General features: G+C 63.3%; 14 protein-coding genes. 3 read left to right on the top strand and 11 right to left on the bottom strand.

All coding sequences use genetic code 11. The features are described from left to right. Positions 1-845: 23S rRNA (adenine(2503)-C(2))-methyltransferase RlmN (rlmN, locus tag AB4Z11_RS04095; RefSeq protein WP_442022932.1), on the bottom strand; the 845-nt coding region annotated here is incomplete at its 3' end. Between the two features lie 92 nt (positions 846-937). Then, positions 938-1,363: a nucleoside-diphosphate kinase gene (ndk, locus tag AB4Z11_RS04090; protein ID WP_442022931.1), complete on the bottom strand. Its 426-nt coding sequence runs from the start codon at positions 1,361-1,363 to the stop codon at positions 938-940. A gap of 218 nt (positions 1,364-1,581) precedes the next feature. Between ndk and AB4Z11_RS04085 the strand changes: the two genes are divergently transcribed. Further along, a complete protein-coding gene (locus AB4Z11_RS04085; RefSeq protein ID WP_442022930.1) occupies positions 1,582-2,265 on the top strand; it encodes a Bax inhibitor-1/YccA family protein in 684 nt (227 codons plus the stop codon). Here AB4Z11_RS04085 and AB4Z11_RS04080 read toward each other — a convergent pair. Further along, on the bottom strand, positions 2,262-2,768 hold the full coding sequence (locus tag AB4Z11_RS04080) for a hypothetical protein (RefSeq protein WP_442022929.1): 507 nt from the start codon (positions 2,766-2,768) through the stop codon (positions 2,262-2,264). The two genes, AB4Z11_RS04085 and AB4Z11_RS04080, sit on opposite strands and share 4 nt — an antisense overlap. A gap of 81 nt (positions 2,769-2,849) precedes the next feature. Between AB4Z11_RS04080 and AB4Z11_RS04075 the strand changes: the two genes are divergently transcribed. Then, positions 2,850-3,776 (top strand): LysR family transcriptional regulator, encoded by a 927-nt coding sequence (locus AB4Z11_RS04075; RefSeq protein ID WP_442022928.1) that lies wholly within the window; start codon positions 2,850-2,852, stop codon positions 3,774-3,776. Here the strand turns inward: AB4Z11_RS04075 and pbpC are convergent. From pbpC to AB4Z11_RS04060, 3 genes are read right to left on the bottom strand one after another with little or no spacing between them, the layout of a single operon-like run. Beyond that, a complete protein-coding gene (gene pbpC / locus AB4Z11_RS04070; RefSeq protein WP_442022927.1) occupies positions 3,769-5,856 on the bottom strand; it encodes a penicillin-binding protein 1C in 2,088 nt (695 codons plus the stop codon). The two genes, AB4Z11_RS04075 and pbpC, sit on opposite strands and share 8 nt — an antisense overlap. Further along, entirely contained in the window at positions 5,853-11,171 is a 5,319-nt protein-coding gene (locus AB4Z11_RS04065; protein WP_442022926.1) for an alpha-2-macroglobulin family protein, read from the bottom strand. Before AB4Z11_RS04065 ends, pbpC begins: the two co-directional genes overlap by 4 nt. 21 nt (positions 11,172-11,192) lie before the next feature. Then, positions 11,193-11,579 (bottom strand): Ig-like domain-containing protein, encoded by a 387-nt coding sequence (locus tag AB4Z11_RS04060; RefSeq protein WP_442022925.1) that lies wholly within the window; start codon positions 11,577-11,579, stop codon positions 11,193-11,195. 34 nt (positions 11,580-11,613) lie between these two features. On the opposite strand from AB4Z11_RS04060, the gene AB4Z11_RS04055 reads away from it, so the two are divergent. Beyond that, the gene (locus AB4Z11_RS04055) at positions 11,614-12,549 is read left to right on the top strand and encodes an alpha/beta hydrolase family esterase (RefSeq protein WP_442022924.1); all 936 of its coding nucleotides are present in this window, start codon (positions 11,614-11,616) and stop codon (positions 12,547-12,549) included. Here AB4Z11_RS04055 and rlmD read toward each other — a convergent pair whose 3' ends face one another. The 5 genes from rlmD to surE all read right to left on the bottom strand — a co-directional run bounded on the left by rlmD (position 12,550) and on the right by surE (position 17,642). Further along, the gene (rlmD, locus tag AB4Z11_RS04050; RefSeq protein ID WP_442022923.1) at positions 12,550-13,893 is read right to left on the bottom strand and encodes a 23S rRNA (uracil(1939)-C(5))-methyltransferase RlmD; all 1,344 of its coding nucleotides are present in this window, start codon (positions 13,891-13,893) and stop codon (positions 12,550-12,552) included. 208 nt (positions 13,894-14,101) lie between these two features. Beyond that, entirely contained in the window at positions 14,102-15,115 is a 1,014-nt protein-coding gene (rpoS, locus tag AB4Z11_RS04045) for an RNA polymerase sigma factor RpoS (RefSeq protein ID WP_442022922.1), read from the bottom strand. A 9-nt stretch (positions 15,116-15,124) separates the two neighbouring features. Continuing rightward, positions 15,125-16,018, bottom strand: coding sequence for a peptidoglycan DD-metalloendopeptidase family protein (locus AB4Z11_RS04040; RefSeq protein ID WP_442022921.1), 894 nt, complete (start codon positions 16,016-16,018; stop codon positions 15,125-15,127). Positions 16,019-16,035: 17 nt separating this feature from the next. After that, positions 16,036-16,908 carry a protein-L-isoaspartate(D-aspartate) O-methyltransferase gene (locus tag AB4Z11_RS04035; protein WP_442022920.1) on the bottom strand — a complete coding sequence of 291 codons (873 nt, stop codon included), beginning with the start codon at positions 16,906-16,908 and terminating at the stop codon, positions 16,036-16,038. Further along, a complete protein-coding gene (gene surE, locus AB4Z11_RS04030) occupies positions 16,905-17,642 on the bottom strand; it encodes a 5'/3'-nucleotidase SurE (protein WP_442022919.1) in 738 nt (245 codons plus the stop codon). Before surE ends, AB4Z11_RS04035 begins: the two co-directional genes overlap by 4 nt. Positions 17,643-17,692 lie beyond the last annotated feature (50 nt).

Genomic DNA, 17,692 nt, shown 5'->3' with positions numbered 1-17,692 from the left:
TCGCTATCGTTGTAGTTATCGAGCATGCAGTATTCGAAGGTGATGAAATCACGCGGCGCGAATTCCAGGTAGCGTTTGCACGCAGCCAGCAGTTCGGACAGCGGGTACTTCTTATTCAGCGGCACGAGCTCGTCGCGCAGCTTGTCGTTGGAAGCGTGCAGCGAGACGGCCAGCGCGACCGGCACATCCTGCGACAGCTTGTCGATCATTGGCACCACGCCCGATGTGGACAGGGTCACGCGGCGGCGCGACAGGCCGTAGGCGTTATCGTCCAGCATCAGCTTGAGCGCGGTGGCGGTCGGGCCGTAATTCAGCAGGGGCTCGCCCATGCCCATCATGACCACGTTGGTGATCTGGCGCTCGCCTTTCGGACCCGGTTCGATGCCCTTGGTCTGGCGCAGCGCGAATTCGGCCATCCACAGCTGGCCGATGATTTCGCCCACGGTCAGGTTGCGGTTGAAGCCTTGCTTGCCGGTGGAGCAGAAGCGGCAGTTCACGGCGCAGCCGGCCTGGGTCGAGATGCACAGGGTGCCGCGGTTTTCTTCCGGGATGAACACGGTTTCCACGGCATTGCCATTGCCCACGTCCACCAGCCATTTGCGGGTGCCGTCGGCGGAAGTATGGTCGCTGATGACGGCCGGCGCCGTGATGTGGGCGCGCGTCTTCAGCTTCTCGCGCAGGGATTTCGCGAGGTCGGTCATGCTATCAAAGTCGGACGCACCGAACTGGTGAATCCAGCGTTGCAGCTGCTTGGCGCGGAAAGGCTTCTCACCCAACTCTGCGCAGTAGGCGACTAATTGCTCCGGATCGAGATCCAGCAGGTTGGTGAGGGTCGTTTCCGTCATTTCTTGCTCAATATTCAAAATGCCTTTGCCCCGGACCAGGGGACCGGGGCAAGCGCAATACTACTTTACTACAGTACAACCGTTACAGAAAATTAACGGGAGTAAACGTTCAGTGCTGGGAAGAAGTAAGCGATTTCCACAGCAGCGGTTTCAGCTGCGTCGGAACCGTGCACAGCGTTCGCGTCGATGGAGTCAGCGAAATCGGCGCGGATGGTGCCTTTTTCTGCTTTCTTCGGGTCGGTAGCGCCCATCAGGTCGCGGTTCTTGGCGATCGCGCCTTCACCTTCCAGAGCCTGAATCATCACAGGGCCGGAAATCATGAAGTCCACCAGATCCTTGAAGAAAGGACGGGCAGCGTGCACTGCGTAGAAGCCTTCAGCTTCAGCGCGGGACAGTTGGGTCATGCGAGCAGCTACGACCTTCAGGCCGGCGCCTTCGAAACGGCTGTAGATCTGGCCGATAACGTTCTTGGCTACTGCGTCCGGTTTGATGATCGACAGGGTGCGTTCGATTGCCATTATGAAAAACTCCAATAAAAAGAAAGGTTTAAAACAAAATTGATATCTGGATCAACCTTCGATTTTACCATAGAACACCCCGGATATCCGATAGCGCGGCAGGGAATTCCCTGCGACCGCTGGTTTAAGCCGCCCCTAAGGGCCGGATTTCCCCTTTCCCCACCCTGCATGCTATGCTTTTATTAAGAGGTACACCGTACCGTCTAAGGAGCTTTTCAATGGAACGTAATCTGAATTCTGTCTATGATCTGCCGGGCAGCACCGTTGCCACCCGCAACAAAGTCCTGCGCAATACTTACTGGCTGCTGGCCCTGTCGATGATCCCGACCGTGTTGGGCGCCGCCCTGGGCGTGGCCTTCGGCTTCCCTATGCCGCGCGGCTTCCTGGGCCTGATCCTGTTCTTCGGCGTGGCCTACGGTCTGATTTATGGTATCGAGCGCAATAAGGATAGCGGCCTGGGCGTCGCCCTGCTGCTGGGCTTTACCTTCTTCATGGGCCTGATGCTCACCCCGCTGCTGACGCACACCCTGCAGTTCAGCAATGGCGGCCAGCTGATCATGACGGCGTTCGGCGGTACGGCTTGCGTGTTCCTGGCGCTGGCCAGCTACGCAACCGTGGCCAAGCGCGACTTCTCGATGATGGGCAAGTGGCTGTTCGCTGGCGTGATCGTGCTGCTGCTGGCATCGGTGGCCAACGTCTTCCTGGGCATGGGCGCCCTGGCGATCACGATTTCCGTGCTGGCGATCGGTATCTTCTCGGCCTTCATCCTGTTTGACGTGCAGCGCATCGTCAACGGTGGCGAGACCAATTACATCACCGCCACCCTGGCCCTGTACCTGGACGTGTACAACATCTTCACCAATCTGCTGGCCCTGCTGGGCCTGGGCGGCAGCCGCGACTAAGCAGCACCCTGTCCTTCAAAAAGCCGGCCTCGCGCCGGCTTTTTTATTAGCCGGAACATCAGCACATGGGTGACCAGCAGCAGCGGCACAATTGTGGTCGGCAGGAAGTAAGCGGCGCCGAACTGTCCCGGGTACAGGCCGGAGGCGCCAGCCTGGAAGAATGCATTCAGCAGGTCAACGCTGCCCCACACATTGAAGATCCAGAGAAGCGCCGTTCCCAGGCCGCTGCGCAGGAAGGCCAGCGCCAGCAGGGCCAGCACGGCGGCGGCCAGGTCACCCAGGGCCGCGCTGCGGGCAAACGTCATCGGCAGGTCCGCCGCGACCACACCCGGTACCAGGAAAGACAGGCCGATATAGCGGAACGCATGCAGGGTGAGCAGCGGCTTCAGCGCGTCTTCGCGCGGCTGCTTGCGCAACCAAGGCCATAAATACATGGCGCCGACCGCGCTCCAGGCCGACAGCCCGAATAAGACACTGACAAAAAAGGCAAGCTGGCCGTTCATAGGGATTCTCCGGTTGATATGCGATGCCGGAAGTCTAGGGCGCTTGCACCGCGGGATAAACGGGGCTAATCTGCACGCACTATGAAGCAGGACTACACAATCCCCCGTGGAGCGCTGGACGGCGTGGAAGCCTTCGTGCGCGTGGCCGAGCGCCGCAGTTTTCGCCAGGCTGCCGCCGATCTGGACATCACGCCCTCCGCCATCAGCCAGGCCGTGCGGGCGCTGGAAGCGCGCGTGGGCGTCGCCCTGTTCACGCGCACTACGCGCAGCGTAGGCCTGACGGAAGCGGGCCAGCGCTTCCTGGAGCAGGCGCGCCCCGCTTTCGACGCTATCGTGTCCGCAACCGCGGCCGCACGCGAACTGGGCGCCAAACCCTCCGGCCTGCTGCGCCTGACGGTGCCGCGCTCGGTGGTGCAGATCATTCTGCAGCCGGTGCTGGCGTCGTTCAGCGCGCGCTACCCCGACGTGGTGGTGGAAGTGGTCGCCAGCGAAGAACTGGCAGACCTGGCGAGGGATGGCTTCGACGCAGGCATCCGCATGGGCGAATTCATCGACCCGGACATGGTCGCGCTGCGCCTCACGCCTCCCCTGCGCCTCGCGATGCTTGCCAGCCCGGACTATCTCGCGCGCTGCGGGCACCCAGCCACGCCAGCCGATCTGGCCAACCATTCCTGCGTGAGGATACGGCGCTCCAACGGCACCGTGGCGCCATGGCGCGTTCTGGAGGCCGATGGCCCGCACGACCTCGCGGTGACGGGCTCAATGATCGTCAACGATATGCCGACCATGCTGTCCGCGGCGCTCGGCGGCGCCGGCCTGGCGCAACTGCCCGCGCCATTGGCCGCCGAACAACTCGCGTCCGGGCTATTGGTGGAAGTGCTGGCGGATTACGCGGCTTCGTCCCCCGGCCTTTTCATCTACTTTCCCAGCCGTGCACAGGTCATGCCAAAACTGCGCGCCTTCATTGATCACATGAAGGCCTACGCGCAAGAGGCCCTGCTCAATTAAGCTTTTCGCCTCGCACGTGGAACGTAGCGCGCGCGATGGCTTTCGCGCCATCGGTCAGGATCAGCTCATGCTCACCCGGCGTCGGCTGCCAGCTGTAACTGCGGTCGGCGGGGCCGAGCAGTTGGCCGTTGAGCTGCCATTGCAGGCCTTGCGCAGCCTGCGCTTCGAACACCACCCGCTGTCGGTCTTGTGGGATATCCGGGTCCAATGCGAGGATGCTGGCGTCGGCGGGATAGAGAATGCGCGGCGCGCGCTGGTGTTCGGCCACCAGCACTACTTCCGGCGTCTCCGTGCCATTCAGGAACCACTCGGCGCGCGCGGGCTCCACGGCTGGCTGAAAGCGCACCTCACGCTGCACCAGGCCGCGCGGCGGCACAGGCGCCGGCGCGGGCGCGCTGCGGTGCAGATAGTCCATCACGTCGCGCCACACGGGCGCTGCGCCGCTTACGCCGGAGACGTCCCACATCGGCTGTCCCACGAAATTCCCGACCCACACCGCGACCGTGTAGCGCGTGCTGTAGCCAATACACCAGTTGTCGCGCATGTCCTTGCTGGTGCCCGTCTTCACGGCGGCCCAGTAAGTCGCGGCCAACTCATTCTTCAGCCCGAAGGTCAGGCTGCGCGCGGCGCGGTCCGACAGGACATCGCCCACCACAAACGTCGCAGCCGGATCGAGCACCGCGCGCGCTGCCTCCGGCTTCACATTGAGGCGCAGCGTGATCGGACTGTGCTTGCCGCCGTTCGCCAGCGTGCGGTAGGCGTTGGCCAATTCCAGCAAAGTGACTTCGGCGGAGCCCAGTGCCAGCGAATAGCCGTAGTAGTCCGGCGACTCGGTCAGGCTGTCGAAACCCAGCGCATGCAGGCGCTCATTGAAGCGGTCCAGTCCCACCAGCACCAGCGTACGCACAGCCGGCACATTGAGCGAACTCGCAAGACTGGTGCGCGCGCTGACGTAGCCTTTGAACTCGCGGTCATAGTTCTGCGGGATGTAGAGGCCGGAGCTGGTCGAAATATCGATCGGCGAATCGTCCATCAACGAAGCGGCGGTAATCAGCTTGCGCTCCAGCGCCAGCTCGTACAGGAAAGGTTTGAGCGTGGAACCGGCCTGGCGCAGTGAGGCGACACCATCGACTTCCGTGCCGCCTGCATTGCCGACGTAGGCCAGGATCTCACCGCTGGCGYTATCCAGCACCAGCACCGCGCCATCATTCACATTGCGTTCGCGCAGGGACATGATCTGCTGGCGCAGCACATCCTGCGCGTAGTGCTGCAAGTTCGCATCCAGAGTGCTGCGCTCCTGTTGTCCGGGCGATTTAAGCAGCAGGCGTGCGGCATGCGCGGCTGGCGGCAATGCCGGCATGACGGGAGGACGGTTGAAGGCCAGCATGGCATCTGCCTCGATATCGCGGCAGCTGGTGGTTGACTTCAGCTCTGCCGCCAGCGCGCATGCGCGCCGCGCGACCATCTTCTGCGCTGCTTGCGGCCCCCGCAGCAGGGCCGCGAGGATGGCCGATTCGCCCATCGTCAGGCCCGACGGCTCTTTGCCAAACAAGCCATGCGCGGCGGCGCCCACGCCTTGCAGCTCGCCGCGAAAATTCGCCAGATTCAGATAAGCCTCCAGAATCTGCTGCTTGGTCCAGGCGGCATCAAGCTCGCGCGCTTCCTTCATCTGGTCCCACTTCTGCGACAGGGTTCGTCCGCCTGCACTGGCGGGCTGCAAATGCGGATCGAGCATGGCCGCCAGCTGCATCGTGATGGTGGATGCGCCGCGCGGACGTTTGCGGAACAGATTGTCCCAGGCCGCCTGCCCCATCGCCTGCAAGTCCACGCCGCTGTGCTGCATGAAGCGCTGGTCCTCTGCCTCCAAGACGGCCAGCGGCAGCGCGGGCGATATGTCAGTCAGCATGGTCCACTGCTGTCGCCGCGACTGCAGGCCAATACGCAGCGTCTGCAACGGCTCGCCGTGGCGGTCCAGCAGGACAGCGTCGGACGAGCGCCAGGCCGCCCTGACCTGCTCGTAGCTCGGCGCGGCGGAGGCGGCCCCTGCGAGCAGCAGCAGTGCAAATGCGCAGCGCTTCATTTCACCGTCACGGGAGCGTTCGGCAGTTCGCCAAACATCTCCGGGCTATACATCGCTTCGACGCGCGTCGGCGGCAGCACGAACTGGCCGGGATTATTCAGGCGCACCGTGTACTCCACCGTCCATTTGCCTTTCGGGACATACTCGAAATAGCTGCGGAAGGCTTCGAAGGTGCGCTCCTGGAAGGCCGGCCACACCCAGCCGCCCTGCTGCTTCTCGCCGGTGGTCAGAATTTTCGAATCACTGCCCAATCCCGTGCCCAGCACACTCGCACTGGCCGGAATCGGATCATCCACCGCCACCCAGGTCATATCGCTCTGCGCTTCCAATTCCAGCCGCACGCGGTACACATCGCCGCGCGACCATGAGCCTTTGGACGATTGATCGACTGGCGTGATGGTCTTGCGGATCGTGTAGCCGCTCGACAGCGGCTCCTTCAGCGGAATCGCGGCGCGGCTCTGCACCGTAGCCCAGGGCTTGCCGGTGCCTGTATGCTTCAGCTGCAGTTCCTCCGTGCCGCGCGGCCAAGGCAGCAGCACACTGGCGTTCTTCGTATCCGTCGTCAGCGTCACGCTCTTGCTGGCGCCCGCCAGCGCCGCGGTGCTGCTGCCGGCGACCGGCTCGGACTCGAATTTCTTCGAGAACTTCTCCAGCGCCAGCACACCCCAGGCATTGGCCACCGTCGTGCTCCAATGGCCTTTCTTGTGACGGCTCAATGCGCCGCGCGCCAGACGCCCCATGTCGGCCTGCCACGATGGCTGGTCAAGCACGGCCAGCATCAGGCGGTTCGCGTTGGCGTCGGTGGATACCATCAGCCACCACCAGTCGTCCCTGCGTTCCGTCGAGAAGGTCATGATCGTGCCTTGCAGGTTCAGGCGGGTGCGCAGGATCTGGTCGGCCTCCTTCATGCGTGCTGCATGCTCCGGCAATGACGGCGTGCGCTGAAGGATCAAGTACCAGTCGATCACAGCGGACGTCGGCCACAAATTGGGCGCAATCGTGAAGGATTCGAGCATATTCGGCTTCACACGCTTCACCCGCGACAGGGCTTCCAGTGCGGACAGCTTGCGCACAGCCAGATCGGCCGTCGCCAGCGGCGAGCCGCGCACGATGCGGCCATAGACAAAGCCTTCCAGCGCATCGAGCATGCGGGCTTTCTGCATCTCGGGCACCACGTAGCCGGCTTCGTCGGCTACGGACAGCACATAGGCCGTCAGCGCATCGCTGCCCCGCTCCATCATCGGGAAGTATTTGAGCAGGCCATCCTCATCGAGATAGCTGGCCAGCTTGCCGGCAGTGGCGTCCCACATCTTCGCGTCGCGCAGCGCAACGGCGCGCGAAGCCTGCTGCTCGATGYAGGTGTAGGGATAGAGCTGCATGTACTCGCGCACGCCGGGCAATTCGTCAGCCAGGCGCGCCGTGAACAGGGTCTGCACGCCGCCGCGGCCAGGCATCGCGTCGGCTGGTGCGGCGACCTTCATCGATTGCGGGCCGTCCAGCTGCAGCAATGTGGCCTGAAGCGTGCGCACCGGCACAGCGGCTTTGACGGCCTGCTTGACGCGCAGCCTGTCGGCCCCCGACGAATTGTCGCCGGCGCGGACGCTCACGTCCCAGGCGAGTTCGGTCACACCGGCTGGCACCGCGTAGTCCCAGCCGATCTCGCGCGCTTCGCCCGGCGCCACTGTCACGCTCTGCACCGGCAAGGCCTTGCCGGAGACACTGGCCACCAGTTCGACCTTGAGCGGCGCTTCTGTCGTATTGCGCAGTGTGAAGCCCGCGCGGAAGCGGTCACCCTCGCGCACCATCGGCGGCAGGCCGGAAAGCAGCATCACATCCTGCGTGCTGCGGATATCGGTGCGGCCCGTGCCGAACAGCTCAGCGCCACCGGTGGCGATGGCAACGATGCGGAAAGCGGTCAATGAATCGTTCAGCGGCACCTGGGCGGTCGCCTCACCGTTTGCGTCCAGCACGATGCGCGCGTTCCAGAACAGCAGCGTGTCGAACAGTTCACGGCCTGCCCCCTTGCCGCCGCCGCCACCGTGCGCAACAGCCTTGCGGCCGAAGTGCCGCTTGCCGACCACCTGCATTTGCGCGGTGGCCGTCTGCACTTGCAGGCGGCGCTGCTGCATCATGGCTTCCAGCAGATCCCAGCTGGTGTTGGGCATCAGCTCCAGCAAGCCGACATCGACAGCCGCCAGCGCGATCTCGGTGCCGGCTGGCGGAATGCTGCCATCAGCGCGGCGCACGCTGACTTTTACGGCCGCCTTGTCGCGCACTTTGTAGACCTGTTTGTCCGCAGCGATCTGCACTTTCAGCTCATTGGCGGACCAGCCCACGCGCAGCGGCGCGATACCCAGCTTGTAGGCTGGTTTGCCAAGATCGACCAACGCGGTCGGCGCCACACCGGCCACGCGGCCGCGCACCACCAGCGCGGACACATACACGTTTGGTGCATAGTTGGCTTTCACCGGAATCGTGAAGGCTGGCTCTTTGCCGCTTAACTGGCGCACATACGTATCGATCACGCCCTCGCGTTCGACCGTGATCAGCGCAGTCGCCTCGCGGAACGGCATGCGCACCTGGAAGCTGGCATCCTGGCCCGGCTCGTAGCGTTTCTGCTCGGGCAGCAGATCGATGCGGTCGCTGTCGGTGGCGCCGAACCACCAGTCCTCGCCTTCAGCCACCCAGGTTTCGCGCTGGGTGACGGCGCGGCGGCCTTCGCCATCTTGCGACGCGGCGCGCAGGATCAGGTTGCCCGATTCGGGCGCCTTCCCTTCGCAGATCAGCAAGCCCTTGGCGTCCGTATTGCCGCGACAGGCCTGGCCAAGAGCCTTGATTTCGCTGCTGTTCTCGTAGGCGTAGAAGCCACCGATCAAACGGCGGCGGTGCGAATAGGTCTGGCGCCGGAAATAGTCCACCGTGACCGGGGCGTTGGCGACTGGCTTGCCCTGCACGTCCAGTACGGCGACGGTGAACTTCAGCTTGTCCTTGCTGGCCACCCAGCCATCGGGCTGAATGCCGACTACCACGCCTGATGGCCACAGCGGGATGCGCGTGGAGGAACTGAGCGTTTCGCCGTTCGCGTCCTGCCAGGACATTTCAGCCAGCAGATCGCGCGGCGTGGTAATCGCTGGCAGCTGTTCGATCGTGATGCGCGCGCCGCCCGCCTTGTCCATCGTCAGGCTGCGCGTGGCAACAGCGCCCGCCGTTTCGCCACCCTCGCCTTCTTCGAAATCGCCCTCGTCCTCGTCAAATGCAGGCGCCGCGCGCTCAACGCCTTCCTTCACGTCGCCTGCTGCGAAGCTGAAGCCATCGTAATCGCTGAACTGCACCGGCTTCGGCTCGACCATGGTGCGCAGCTTGACGGGCGCGCCGCCTGCCGCACCGCCGGACAGATACATCAGCTGCGCGTCCAGCGTTATTTGTTTCGGCTGAACTGCCGGTTCTTTTGGCCCCTGCAGGGTCGCCTTCATGGTCGGCACGCGGAACTGCTCGACGCGGAAGCGGCCTGCTTCGCGGCCATCCAGCAGCACGGCGTACCAGCCTTGCTTGGCGTCCTGCGGAATGGGCCAGTCATTGGCAGCGCTGCCGTTGGCGTTCCAGCTCAAAGGCAGCTCGTATTTGGTGTCGCTGCCTTCGTGCAGGAGGAAGACTTTGTCCGGACCTTTGACCAGCGCAAAGCCTTGCTGCACATGGCGGCGCAGGATGTGCTTCATGTGCACAGTCTCGCCCGCGCGCAGCAAGGTGCGGTCGAAGACAGTGCTGGCGATCACGTTGTCGGCAGTCGGTCCATCCACGGGCAGATTGAAGCGCCAGCTTTCGATACCGCGGTCCCAGTCGGACAGCGTGAACGTGAAGTCGCCGCCACTGCGCGCGCTGACGAAGTAGTGGTGGTTGTAGCCGCAGGCGACATCCGGCAGCTCATCGTTGATGCGTGCGATGCCGTTGCTGTCGGTCGTGCCCTGCCACAGCAGCTTGCCGTCGCAGGAGCGCAGCGCCACCTGCGCTTTGGCGACTGGCCGTGCCTTGTCCAGTGTAGTGACCCAGACGATCGACGAGTGCGCGCCGTGCTTGAAGTGTGCTGCCAGGTTGGTGACCAGCGCCGCGGCACTCACGTATGCCGTGCCTCCCTTCGGCGTGATGCCTTTGCCCAGTTTGGGGCTGGCCAGTTCAACCACATAAAAGCCAGGCTGGCGCAGAGGGATGCCGATCACTTCAAACGCGGCGCGTCCATTTGGCTTAGGCAGCGTGATAGGAGTTCCTTCTTTCTTCAGCAGCTGCGTCGCCATGTCGTAGCTGTACTGGTCGGAAGGCTGCCAGCCGTCACTGCCGCCGCCCAGGCGCTTCATCCACTTGATCACGTCGATATCCTGGCCTGCGGCAACGCGCAGGACGGAACCAGTCACGGGCGCGGCCGGCGCGGTCGCAGCCGTTGGCGCGGCGCTGCCACCCGCTGCGGCGGCAGCGCCTGCAACGGGGCCGGACGCGGGTGCCACCGCGCCAGGTTTTGCGAGGCGCGCGGCGATCGCCGCTTCGATATTGCGCACCGTGACAGGCAGCATGCGGTCGCCGCGCGCTTCGATGATGCCGAAGCGGGCTGGGAACTTGACCAGCGGCGGTTCCTCGTCCGTTTTCACGGTCAACGGGAAGCGGCTGGCGTTGCTCAGCACGCGGCCAGCATCGTCCTTCATCCCTGCCGGCAGCTGCAGCTTGAATGTGGATTTTTCCGGGAACGGCCCTTTGAAGGTCAAATAGCTCACATGGCTGGCTTTCTCCTCTTCTTTCGGCACGACCGGCTGCCAGCTCATGCCGCGCGGTCCAGTGAGCGTGATGGCCTTCGCATCGGCCATGCTGACCGGCGCGGTGAAATAGAGGTTCATCGGCAGGATGGGGATGCAATTTCCGTCGCGCTTCAGGCGCTCGCAGGAGAAGTCCGCCTTGAAGTCCGGGCGGGTGCGCATGCGCAGCTCCTGGTCCTGCGTGTTGGCGATTCCCGTTTCCGTGGCGATGCCGGCGCCCCAGACCAGCGACACCGCGCTGTCCATCGGCAGCGTTTGACGGCACTGAAGCACCGCTAGCGGCAGCTTCTCCTGCGCCGGATTCTTCACCCGCGCCGACGCCTTCCACACCACACCGCGCGCCGCGAAATAGATATGCAGCTGGCGATCGATAAAGCTTTTGCGCGCAGCCAGAATTTCGTCGCGCTCCTTACCCTTCAGCAGGCGCACCGGGATTTTCTCGTTGATGCCCTGGGCCATGCACCATGCGTTGGCTTCAATGGTGCGCTCGTCCGGCACCGCGTCCAGCGCCAGCACGAAGACCTGGTTTTCGTCGATCTACCCGCGCGGCAGCGACTGCATGATGGCGGGGCCGCCGGTATCGAAGGTGTAGGAGGTCTGCCCTGTCAGCGGTGCGCCCGCCAGATCCTTGAGGCCCGCCTTGAGCGTGAACTTGCAGCGCACGCCGCCCGGCAGATCACGCTCGAAATCGTAGCTCCAGCTGCTGCCATCGATCCAGCGTCCCTTGCCCTTCTCCGTACATTCAACATCCATCGGGTCGTCCAGGCGCAAATCGCCGAAGGCCACCATCTGCGTATCGAAGCGCACCTTGACCTGTCGCACCTCTTTGATGGTGCCCTCGGGCGAAAAGGAAGTGATGGATTGAGCGCTTGCCAGGACTGGCAGCGCAAGCAGGCAAAGGACTGCGGAAAGGATACGCATCATCGCTCCACGAGGGTCGTTGTGTTACCATTTTCGCATGAAAATCCTTGCAGCTTTGGCCTTCCTGCCTTGCAGTTTGCAGGCCGCCACCATCACCTCTGCCGACCTGCAGCGCCCCGAAGGGCCGCGCCATTATTTGCTGGCCACGCCGCAGCAAACAGCGTCCGGCAAGCGGCCCCTGGTCATCGTGCTGCACGGTCATACCGCGTCTGCCAGCGTGGTATTCGGCAAGGAGCGCTTGAACGCGCCAATGCAGCAATGGCTTGCCATCGCGGACCGCGAGCAGGTACTGGTGATTGCGCCCGATGGCAGCAAGGGCAGCGACGACAAGACTGGCTGGAACGATTGCCGCGCCGATGCGGGCACCAATCCCAAAACCGATGATGTGGGCTTCATCAATGCCCTGATCGACAAGGCCATCCAGGAGCACAACGCCGATCCGGCCCGCGTGTACGTGATGGGCACCTCGAACGGCGGCGGCATGACCTACCGGGTCGGCGTGGAACTGGCGCCAAAGATCGCGGGCATCGCCGCGGTTGCCGCGCTATGGCCGGCGAAAAGCCTGTGCGCCGCGCCCACGCAGCCGATGCCGGTCCTGGTGGTACACGGCACGGCCGACAAGATTGCACCTTACGCCGGTGGTGAAGTCGGGCACTTCCTGCTGCGCGGACGCGGCTCGGCCATCAGCGTGGACGACACGCTTGCCCTCTGGCGCAACGTCGATAAGCTGCCGGATGCGGCACAGGAAAGCGCCCTGCCCCATCGCCCGGAATCAGGCGACACGTCGGCACGCCGCTATGTCTGGGGCGCCGACCGGCAGGTCGAATTCATCAAGGTGGAAAAAGGCGGCCACTCGGAACCGAGCATCGCCCACCGCATGCAGTGGTATGTGAACGCCCTGCTGGGCGCACAGAATGCGGACTTTGAAACGGCGGAAGAAGCGTGGAACTTCTTCCGCGACAAACACCGCTAGTTAAGCGAGTTCGAACACCGCCATCGATTCGACGTGGGAAGTGTGCGGGAACATATTGATCACGCCACCTTGCGTCAGGCGGTAGCCGGCGCGGTGCACCAGCACACCGGCGTCACGCGCCAGCGTGGACGGCGAGCACGAAACGTAGACGATACGCTTCGGCAGCATGTCCGGATTGCTTTCCTTCAGCTCCGCCAGCGCCAGCGACAGCGCCATGGCGCCATCGCGCGGCGGGTCGATCAGCATGCGGTCGAATTTGCCGAGGGCGATCAGGTCGTCCTTGGTGATCTCGAACAGGTTGCGGCACTGGAAGGTGGTATGGCCATCCACGCCATTCACCTTCGCGTTGGCCAGCGCGCGCTCAGTCAGCGCGGTCGAACCTTCGATGCCGACCACTTCGCGCGCCTGGGTTGCCAGCGGCAGGGTGAAGTTGCCCAGGCCGCAGAACAGGTCGGCCACGCGCTCGTCCTTCTGCACCTGAAGCAGGTTCAGTGCCTTGTGCACCAGCACGCGGTTGATGTGGTGGTTCACCTGGGTGAAGTCGGTCGGCTTGAACGGCATCTTGATGCCAAATTCCGGCAGTGTGTAATACAGCTCTTTGTCTGCCGGGTAGAACGGATAGGCGGTGTCCGGGCCTTTCGGCTGCAGCCACCATTGAATCTTGTATTCGTCGGCAAAGGCCTTCAACTTGGCTTCGTCGCCCTCGCCCAGCGGCACCATATTGCGCATCACCAGCACAGTATTGTCTTCACCGATGGCCAGCTCGATCTGCGGCACCTTGTCGAAGATGGTCAGCGACTGAATCAGCGCGCGCAGCGGCATCAACATGTCCGACACATGCTTGGGCAGGATCTGGCAGCTCTGGATGTCAGCCACGAACACCGACTTCTTCTCATGGAAGCCAACCAGCACCGTGCCCTTCTTGGCCACGTAGCGCGAGGACAGGCGCGCGCGGTAGCGGTAGCCCCAGGTCGGACCGTACATCGGACGCATCATGGTCTCGGCTTTGACCTTGGACAGATGCCACAGATTGTCTTCCAGCACGCGCTGCTTGATCGCCACCTGGGCCGACGGCTCCAGGTGCTGCATGGAACAGCCGCCGCAATAGTCGAAATGCACGCACTTCGGCTTTACGCGCGAGGACGATTCCTTGTGCAGCGCCGTCATGCGGCCCTGCTCCCAGTTCTTTTTCTTGCGCAGCAGTTCGAAGCTGACTTTCTCGCCCGGCAGCGCGCCTTCGATGAACACCACCTTGCCCGGCGAGCCGTCTTCATTGTCGATGTGGCCAACGCCACGCGCGTCCATGTCCAGGGATTTGATTTCGATGATGGTGTTGTCTTGCATAGCGATTAAGATTGCAGCCGGCGCATGGCGCGCTTAAAGCCCGCTATGATAGCAGAACCCAAGGCAAATTCTGGTGGCAGCCACGCTGTGGCTGCCACCTTATTTCCGGCCGAGGACTTCGGCGGGGTGCCTGCCACCTTATTTCCGGCCGCGGACTTCGGCGGGGTGCCTGCCACGTTGTGGCAGGCACCAGGTTCACGCCTTGGGTTTAGAGCAGGGAATCGCGCACCACGCCGCGCGCCGCCATGGCGCGCTTCAGTTTGACGAGGGCTTCCTGCTGGATCTGGCGCACCCGCTCGCGCGTCACGCCCATTTCCTCGGCCAAGGTTTCCAGCGTGGCCGGATCGTCGTTATCCAGGCCGAAACGGCGCATGATGACAATGCGCTGCTTATCCGGCAGCTTGGTCAGCCAGTCGCGCACCAGCACCGTCATTTCGTGGTGCTCGGCTTTGGAGTCCGGGCTTTCGTCCGAATCGCCGGGCAGCAYGTCCATCAGCGAGGACTGGGGATCGTTATCCAGCGGCGCATCCAGCGAGGTAGCGTGCTCGGACAGGGCCAGGATATCCTGCACCTCCTCCACCGGACGGCCCACCAGGTCGGCGATGTCCTCGGCGGTGGCGTCCTTGCCGTTGTGGTGCTGCGACTCCAGCTGGTATTTGCCGCGCAGGATCTGGTTCAGCTCACGCACCATATGTACCGGCAGGCGCACGGTACGCGCCTGGTTCATGATGGCGCGCTCGATGCTCTGGCGAATCCACCAGGTGGCGTAAGTCGAAAAACGGAAACCGCGCTCGGGCTCGAATTTGTCGATGGCGCGCATCAGGCCGATATTGCCCTCCTCGATCATGTCGAGCAGGACCACGCCGCGGTTGATGTAGTGTTTGGCGATCGACACCACCAGACGCAGATTGTGCTCAATCATGGTCTGGCGGGCCGCGAAATCACCCTGCTTGGCCAGGGTGGCGTAGTGGACTTCCTGCGGCGCCGTCAGCAGCGGACGAGTGCCGATCTGGTTCAGGTAGTGCTGGGTGGTGTCGGTGGACAGTTCCGCCGCCAGCACTTTTTTCAGCTCGTCGACGCTCTCCAGCACCGCGCCTACTTCGACCGATGCATCACCGCCTTCCTCTTCGGCGGAATCGATCACCACATCTTCGCTCGCCTCGTCCTGGAACTCGTCCGGCAGCGAGTCTTCATCCATCTGGTCGTGCGGCGAGCGTGTCATGGGTAGTACCTAGCGGTTAGGCAGGAATTTCGACGGGTCCACCGGCTTGCCCTGCTGCCTTATCTCAAAGTGCAGCTTGACGGTGTCGGTATCGGAGTCCCCCATTTCAGCAATTGTCTGGCCCTTGYTCACACTCTGGCCCTCCTTCACGAGGATGGTCCGGTTATGGGCATAAGCCGACAACAGGCTGTTACTGTGCTTCACAATGACGAGATTACCATATCCGCGGATGCCGCTGCCTGCATACATCACTTTTCCTGCACCGGCAGCCAACACTTGTTGTCCCGGACGCCCGGCGATATCGATACCTTTGTTTTTGCCCTCATCGAAGGAGGCGATCACTTTGCCGTCCGACGGCCAGATCCAGGTCAGTTCGCGGTCTTCCGCGCTCAGGGCCGGCGCGGCCGCAGCCGGTGCCGGGGCTGGCGCAACGCTGGCCACCTGGACCGGTTTTTCAGCCTTGCCGTTCTCGCCTTCCGGCTTCTGCATCTCCGCCAGATTGCTGTCGGTGTAAGGCTTCTTGTCGCCCTTCGGCGTGGTTTTCTTGGGTGGCACGACCAGCGGCGGCGGCGGCGTCACGGCAGCCGTGACCACACCTTCCGGTGGCTTCACGCGCAGGGACTGGTCGACCTTGATGTCGTCCGCATTGGACAGATTGTTCCAGGCCGCCAGGTCGCGGTAATTCAGGCCATGTTCCAGCGCGATGCGGATCAGGGTATCGCCCTTGCGGACGGTGTAGTACCCGTCCTTGTCCTTCGGTTCTTCAACTGGCGCCGGCTTGGCGACTGGCGGTGGCGTTACTACGGGGGTACGGTCAACGACAGGCGCCTGGTTCGGGGCCGTGGTACAGGCGCTCAGCGCCAGCAGCATCGTCAACAGCAATAGGGAACTTTTCTTCGTCATTCTCATCTTCAGTGGTTTCATACTGTGCCGGACCGCAGCGGCACGAAATGGCAGTCCTCCAGCGTCTGGCTGACCCATTCAGCCTTAGCGACGCGTGTGACCAGCTCTAAATGTTGGGTGCGGCCCCCTACTGGGGCGACCAGACGGCCGCCGATGCTCAGTTGCTCCAGCAGGGCTTGTGGCACTTCCAGGCCGGCAGCGGCCAGAATTATGCCATCGAAGGGGGCGGCTTGCGGCAAGCCTAGCATACCATCTCCATAGTGCAATCGAATGTTCGGTACCCTCATCGGGCGCAAGTTGGCTTTCGCCAGCTCATGTAACGGTTTAATACGCTCAATGGAATACACCTCTTGCGCAACACAGGCTAAAACAGCGGCCTGGTAACCGCAGCCGGTACCGATTTCGAGCACGCGCTGCAGCGCCGCGCCATTGCGCAGGACCTCGATCATGCGCGCCACGATATAGGGCTGGGAGATGGTCTGGTGGTGGCCGATGGGCAGCGATGCGTCAATATAGGCCTGCGATGCCAGGCCTTCGTCCATGAAGGCGTGGCGCGGCACGCGGGCCAGCGCCTCCAGCACCACCTGGTCCTGCACGCCCTGGTTGGCGACGCGCTGCACCATGGCGCGCCGTACCGCGTCCGACACCAGCGGATTCTGGCGTGGTGCGGCAGCCGGCAGCGGCTGCGAGCGCTCCATCGCGTACGCATGCGAACGGGAGGGCGTGGCCACCACGGTGGGCGGTTTCCATGGACTGTTGGCGGCGGTGCGGGCCGCATTCTGCGTGGCCGTTTGCGGCGTGGCCACGGGGGAAAAGACCTGCTGTTTCTTCTGGGCCTTGTCCGTGACGGATGACAGGGGCRGTGGGAACTGGCGGGTCTTGTCGCTCATGCGAGGGCCTTTGCCAAGGAATCGAGTTGGGTCTTGTGCGTCAGGTCGATCTGCAGCGGGGTGACGGAAACACGTCCGCTGGCAACGGCATGAAAATCGGTGCCCTCGCCCGCATCCTTGCAGGCGCCGGGCGGGCCAATCCAGTAGATGTCGCGGCCGCGCGGGTCCTGCTGCTTGATCACGGGTTCCGCCTGATGGCGCCGGCCCAGGCGGGTCGGGGTCAGCGGCCCCAGCTCTTCATACGGCAGGGTCGGAATGTTCACATTCAGCAGATACGGCTTTTCCAGCGCATCCATATAGCGCTGCACGATGTCGCGCGCCACTTTGGCGGCGGCGTCCACATGCGCCCAGCCGTAGGCGCCTTGCGAGAAAGCGATGGCGGGAATGCCAAACAGATAACCTTCCGTGGCCGCCGCCACCGTGCCGGAGTACAGCGTGTCGTCGCCCATATTCGGGCCGTTGTTGATGCCGGACACCACCAGGTCGGGCAGCTTGTCCAGCATGCCGGTCAGGGCCACGTGGACGCAGTCGGTGGGCGTACCATTGACAAAATAGAAACCGTTGGCGGCTTGCTGCACGGACAATGGACGGTCCAGCGTCAGCGAATTGGAGGCGCCGGAACGGTTGCTGTCAGGCGCTACCACCACGATATCGGCAATGGGGGCCAGCGCATCGGCCAGGGCGTTGATGCCGGGTGCCAGGTAGCCGTCGTCGTTGCTAATCAGGATTCTCATGACAGAGAATTTTACCTGAAGCAATGGCCGCCAAGCGCATGCGGCGGGTC

The organism is Pseudoduganella sp. RAF53_2 (assembly GCF_052113985.1).
Lineage (GTDB): Bacteria > Pseudomonadota > Gammaproteobacteria > Burkholderiales > Burkholderiaceae_D > Rugamonas.
Note: the sequence above shows the minus strand (reverse complement) of the source record. Positions and strands in the feature narration are given on the sequence as shown.

Bases quoted from the DNA above. Each gene is read 5' to 3' on its own strand.
- ndk (WP_442022931.1), bottom strand. From the start codon at position 1,363: ATGGCAATCGAACGCACCCTGTCGATCATCAAACCGGACGCAGTAGCC.
- AB4Z11_RS04085 (WP_442022930.1), top strand. From the start codon at position 1,582: ATGGAACGTAATCTGAATTCTGTCTATGATCTGCCGGGCAGCACCGTT.
- AB4Z11_RS04080 (WP_442022929.1), bottom strand. From the start codon at position 2,768: ATGAACGGCCAGCTTGCCTTTTTTGTCAGTGTCTTATTCGGGCTGTCG.
- AB4Z11_RS04075 (WP_442022928.1), top strand. From the start codon at position 2,850: ATGAAGCAGGACTACACAATCCCCCGTGGAGCGCTGGACGGCGTGGAA.
- AB4Z11_RS04060 (WP_442022925.1), bottom strand. From the start codon at position 11,579: ATGATGCGTATCCTTTCCGCAGTCCTTTGCCTGCTTGCGCTGCCAGTC.
- AB4Z11_RS04055 (WP_442022924.1), top strand. From the start codon at position 11,614: ATGAAAATCCTTGCAGCTTTGGCCTTCCTGCCTTGCAGTTTGCAGGCC.
- rlmD (WP_442022923.1), bottom strand. From the start codon at position 13,893: ATGCAAGACAACACCATCATCGAAATCAAATCCCTGGACATGGACGCG.
- surE (WP_442022919.1), bottom strand. From the start codon at position 17,642: ATGAGAATCCTGATTAGCAACGACGACGGCTACCTGGCACCCGGCATC.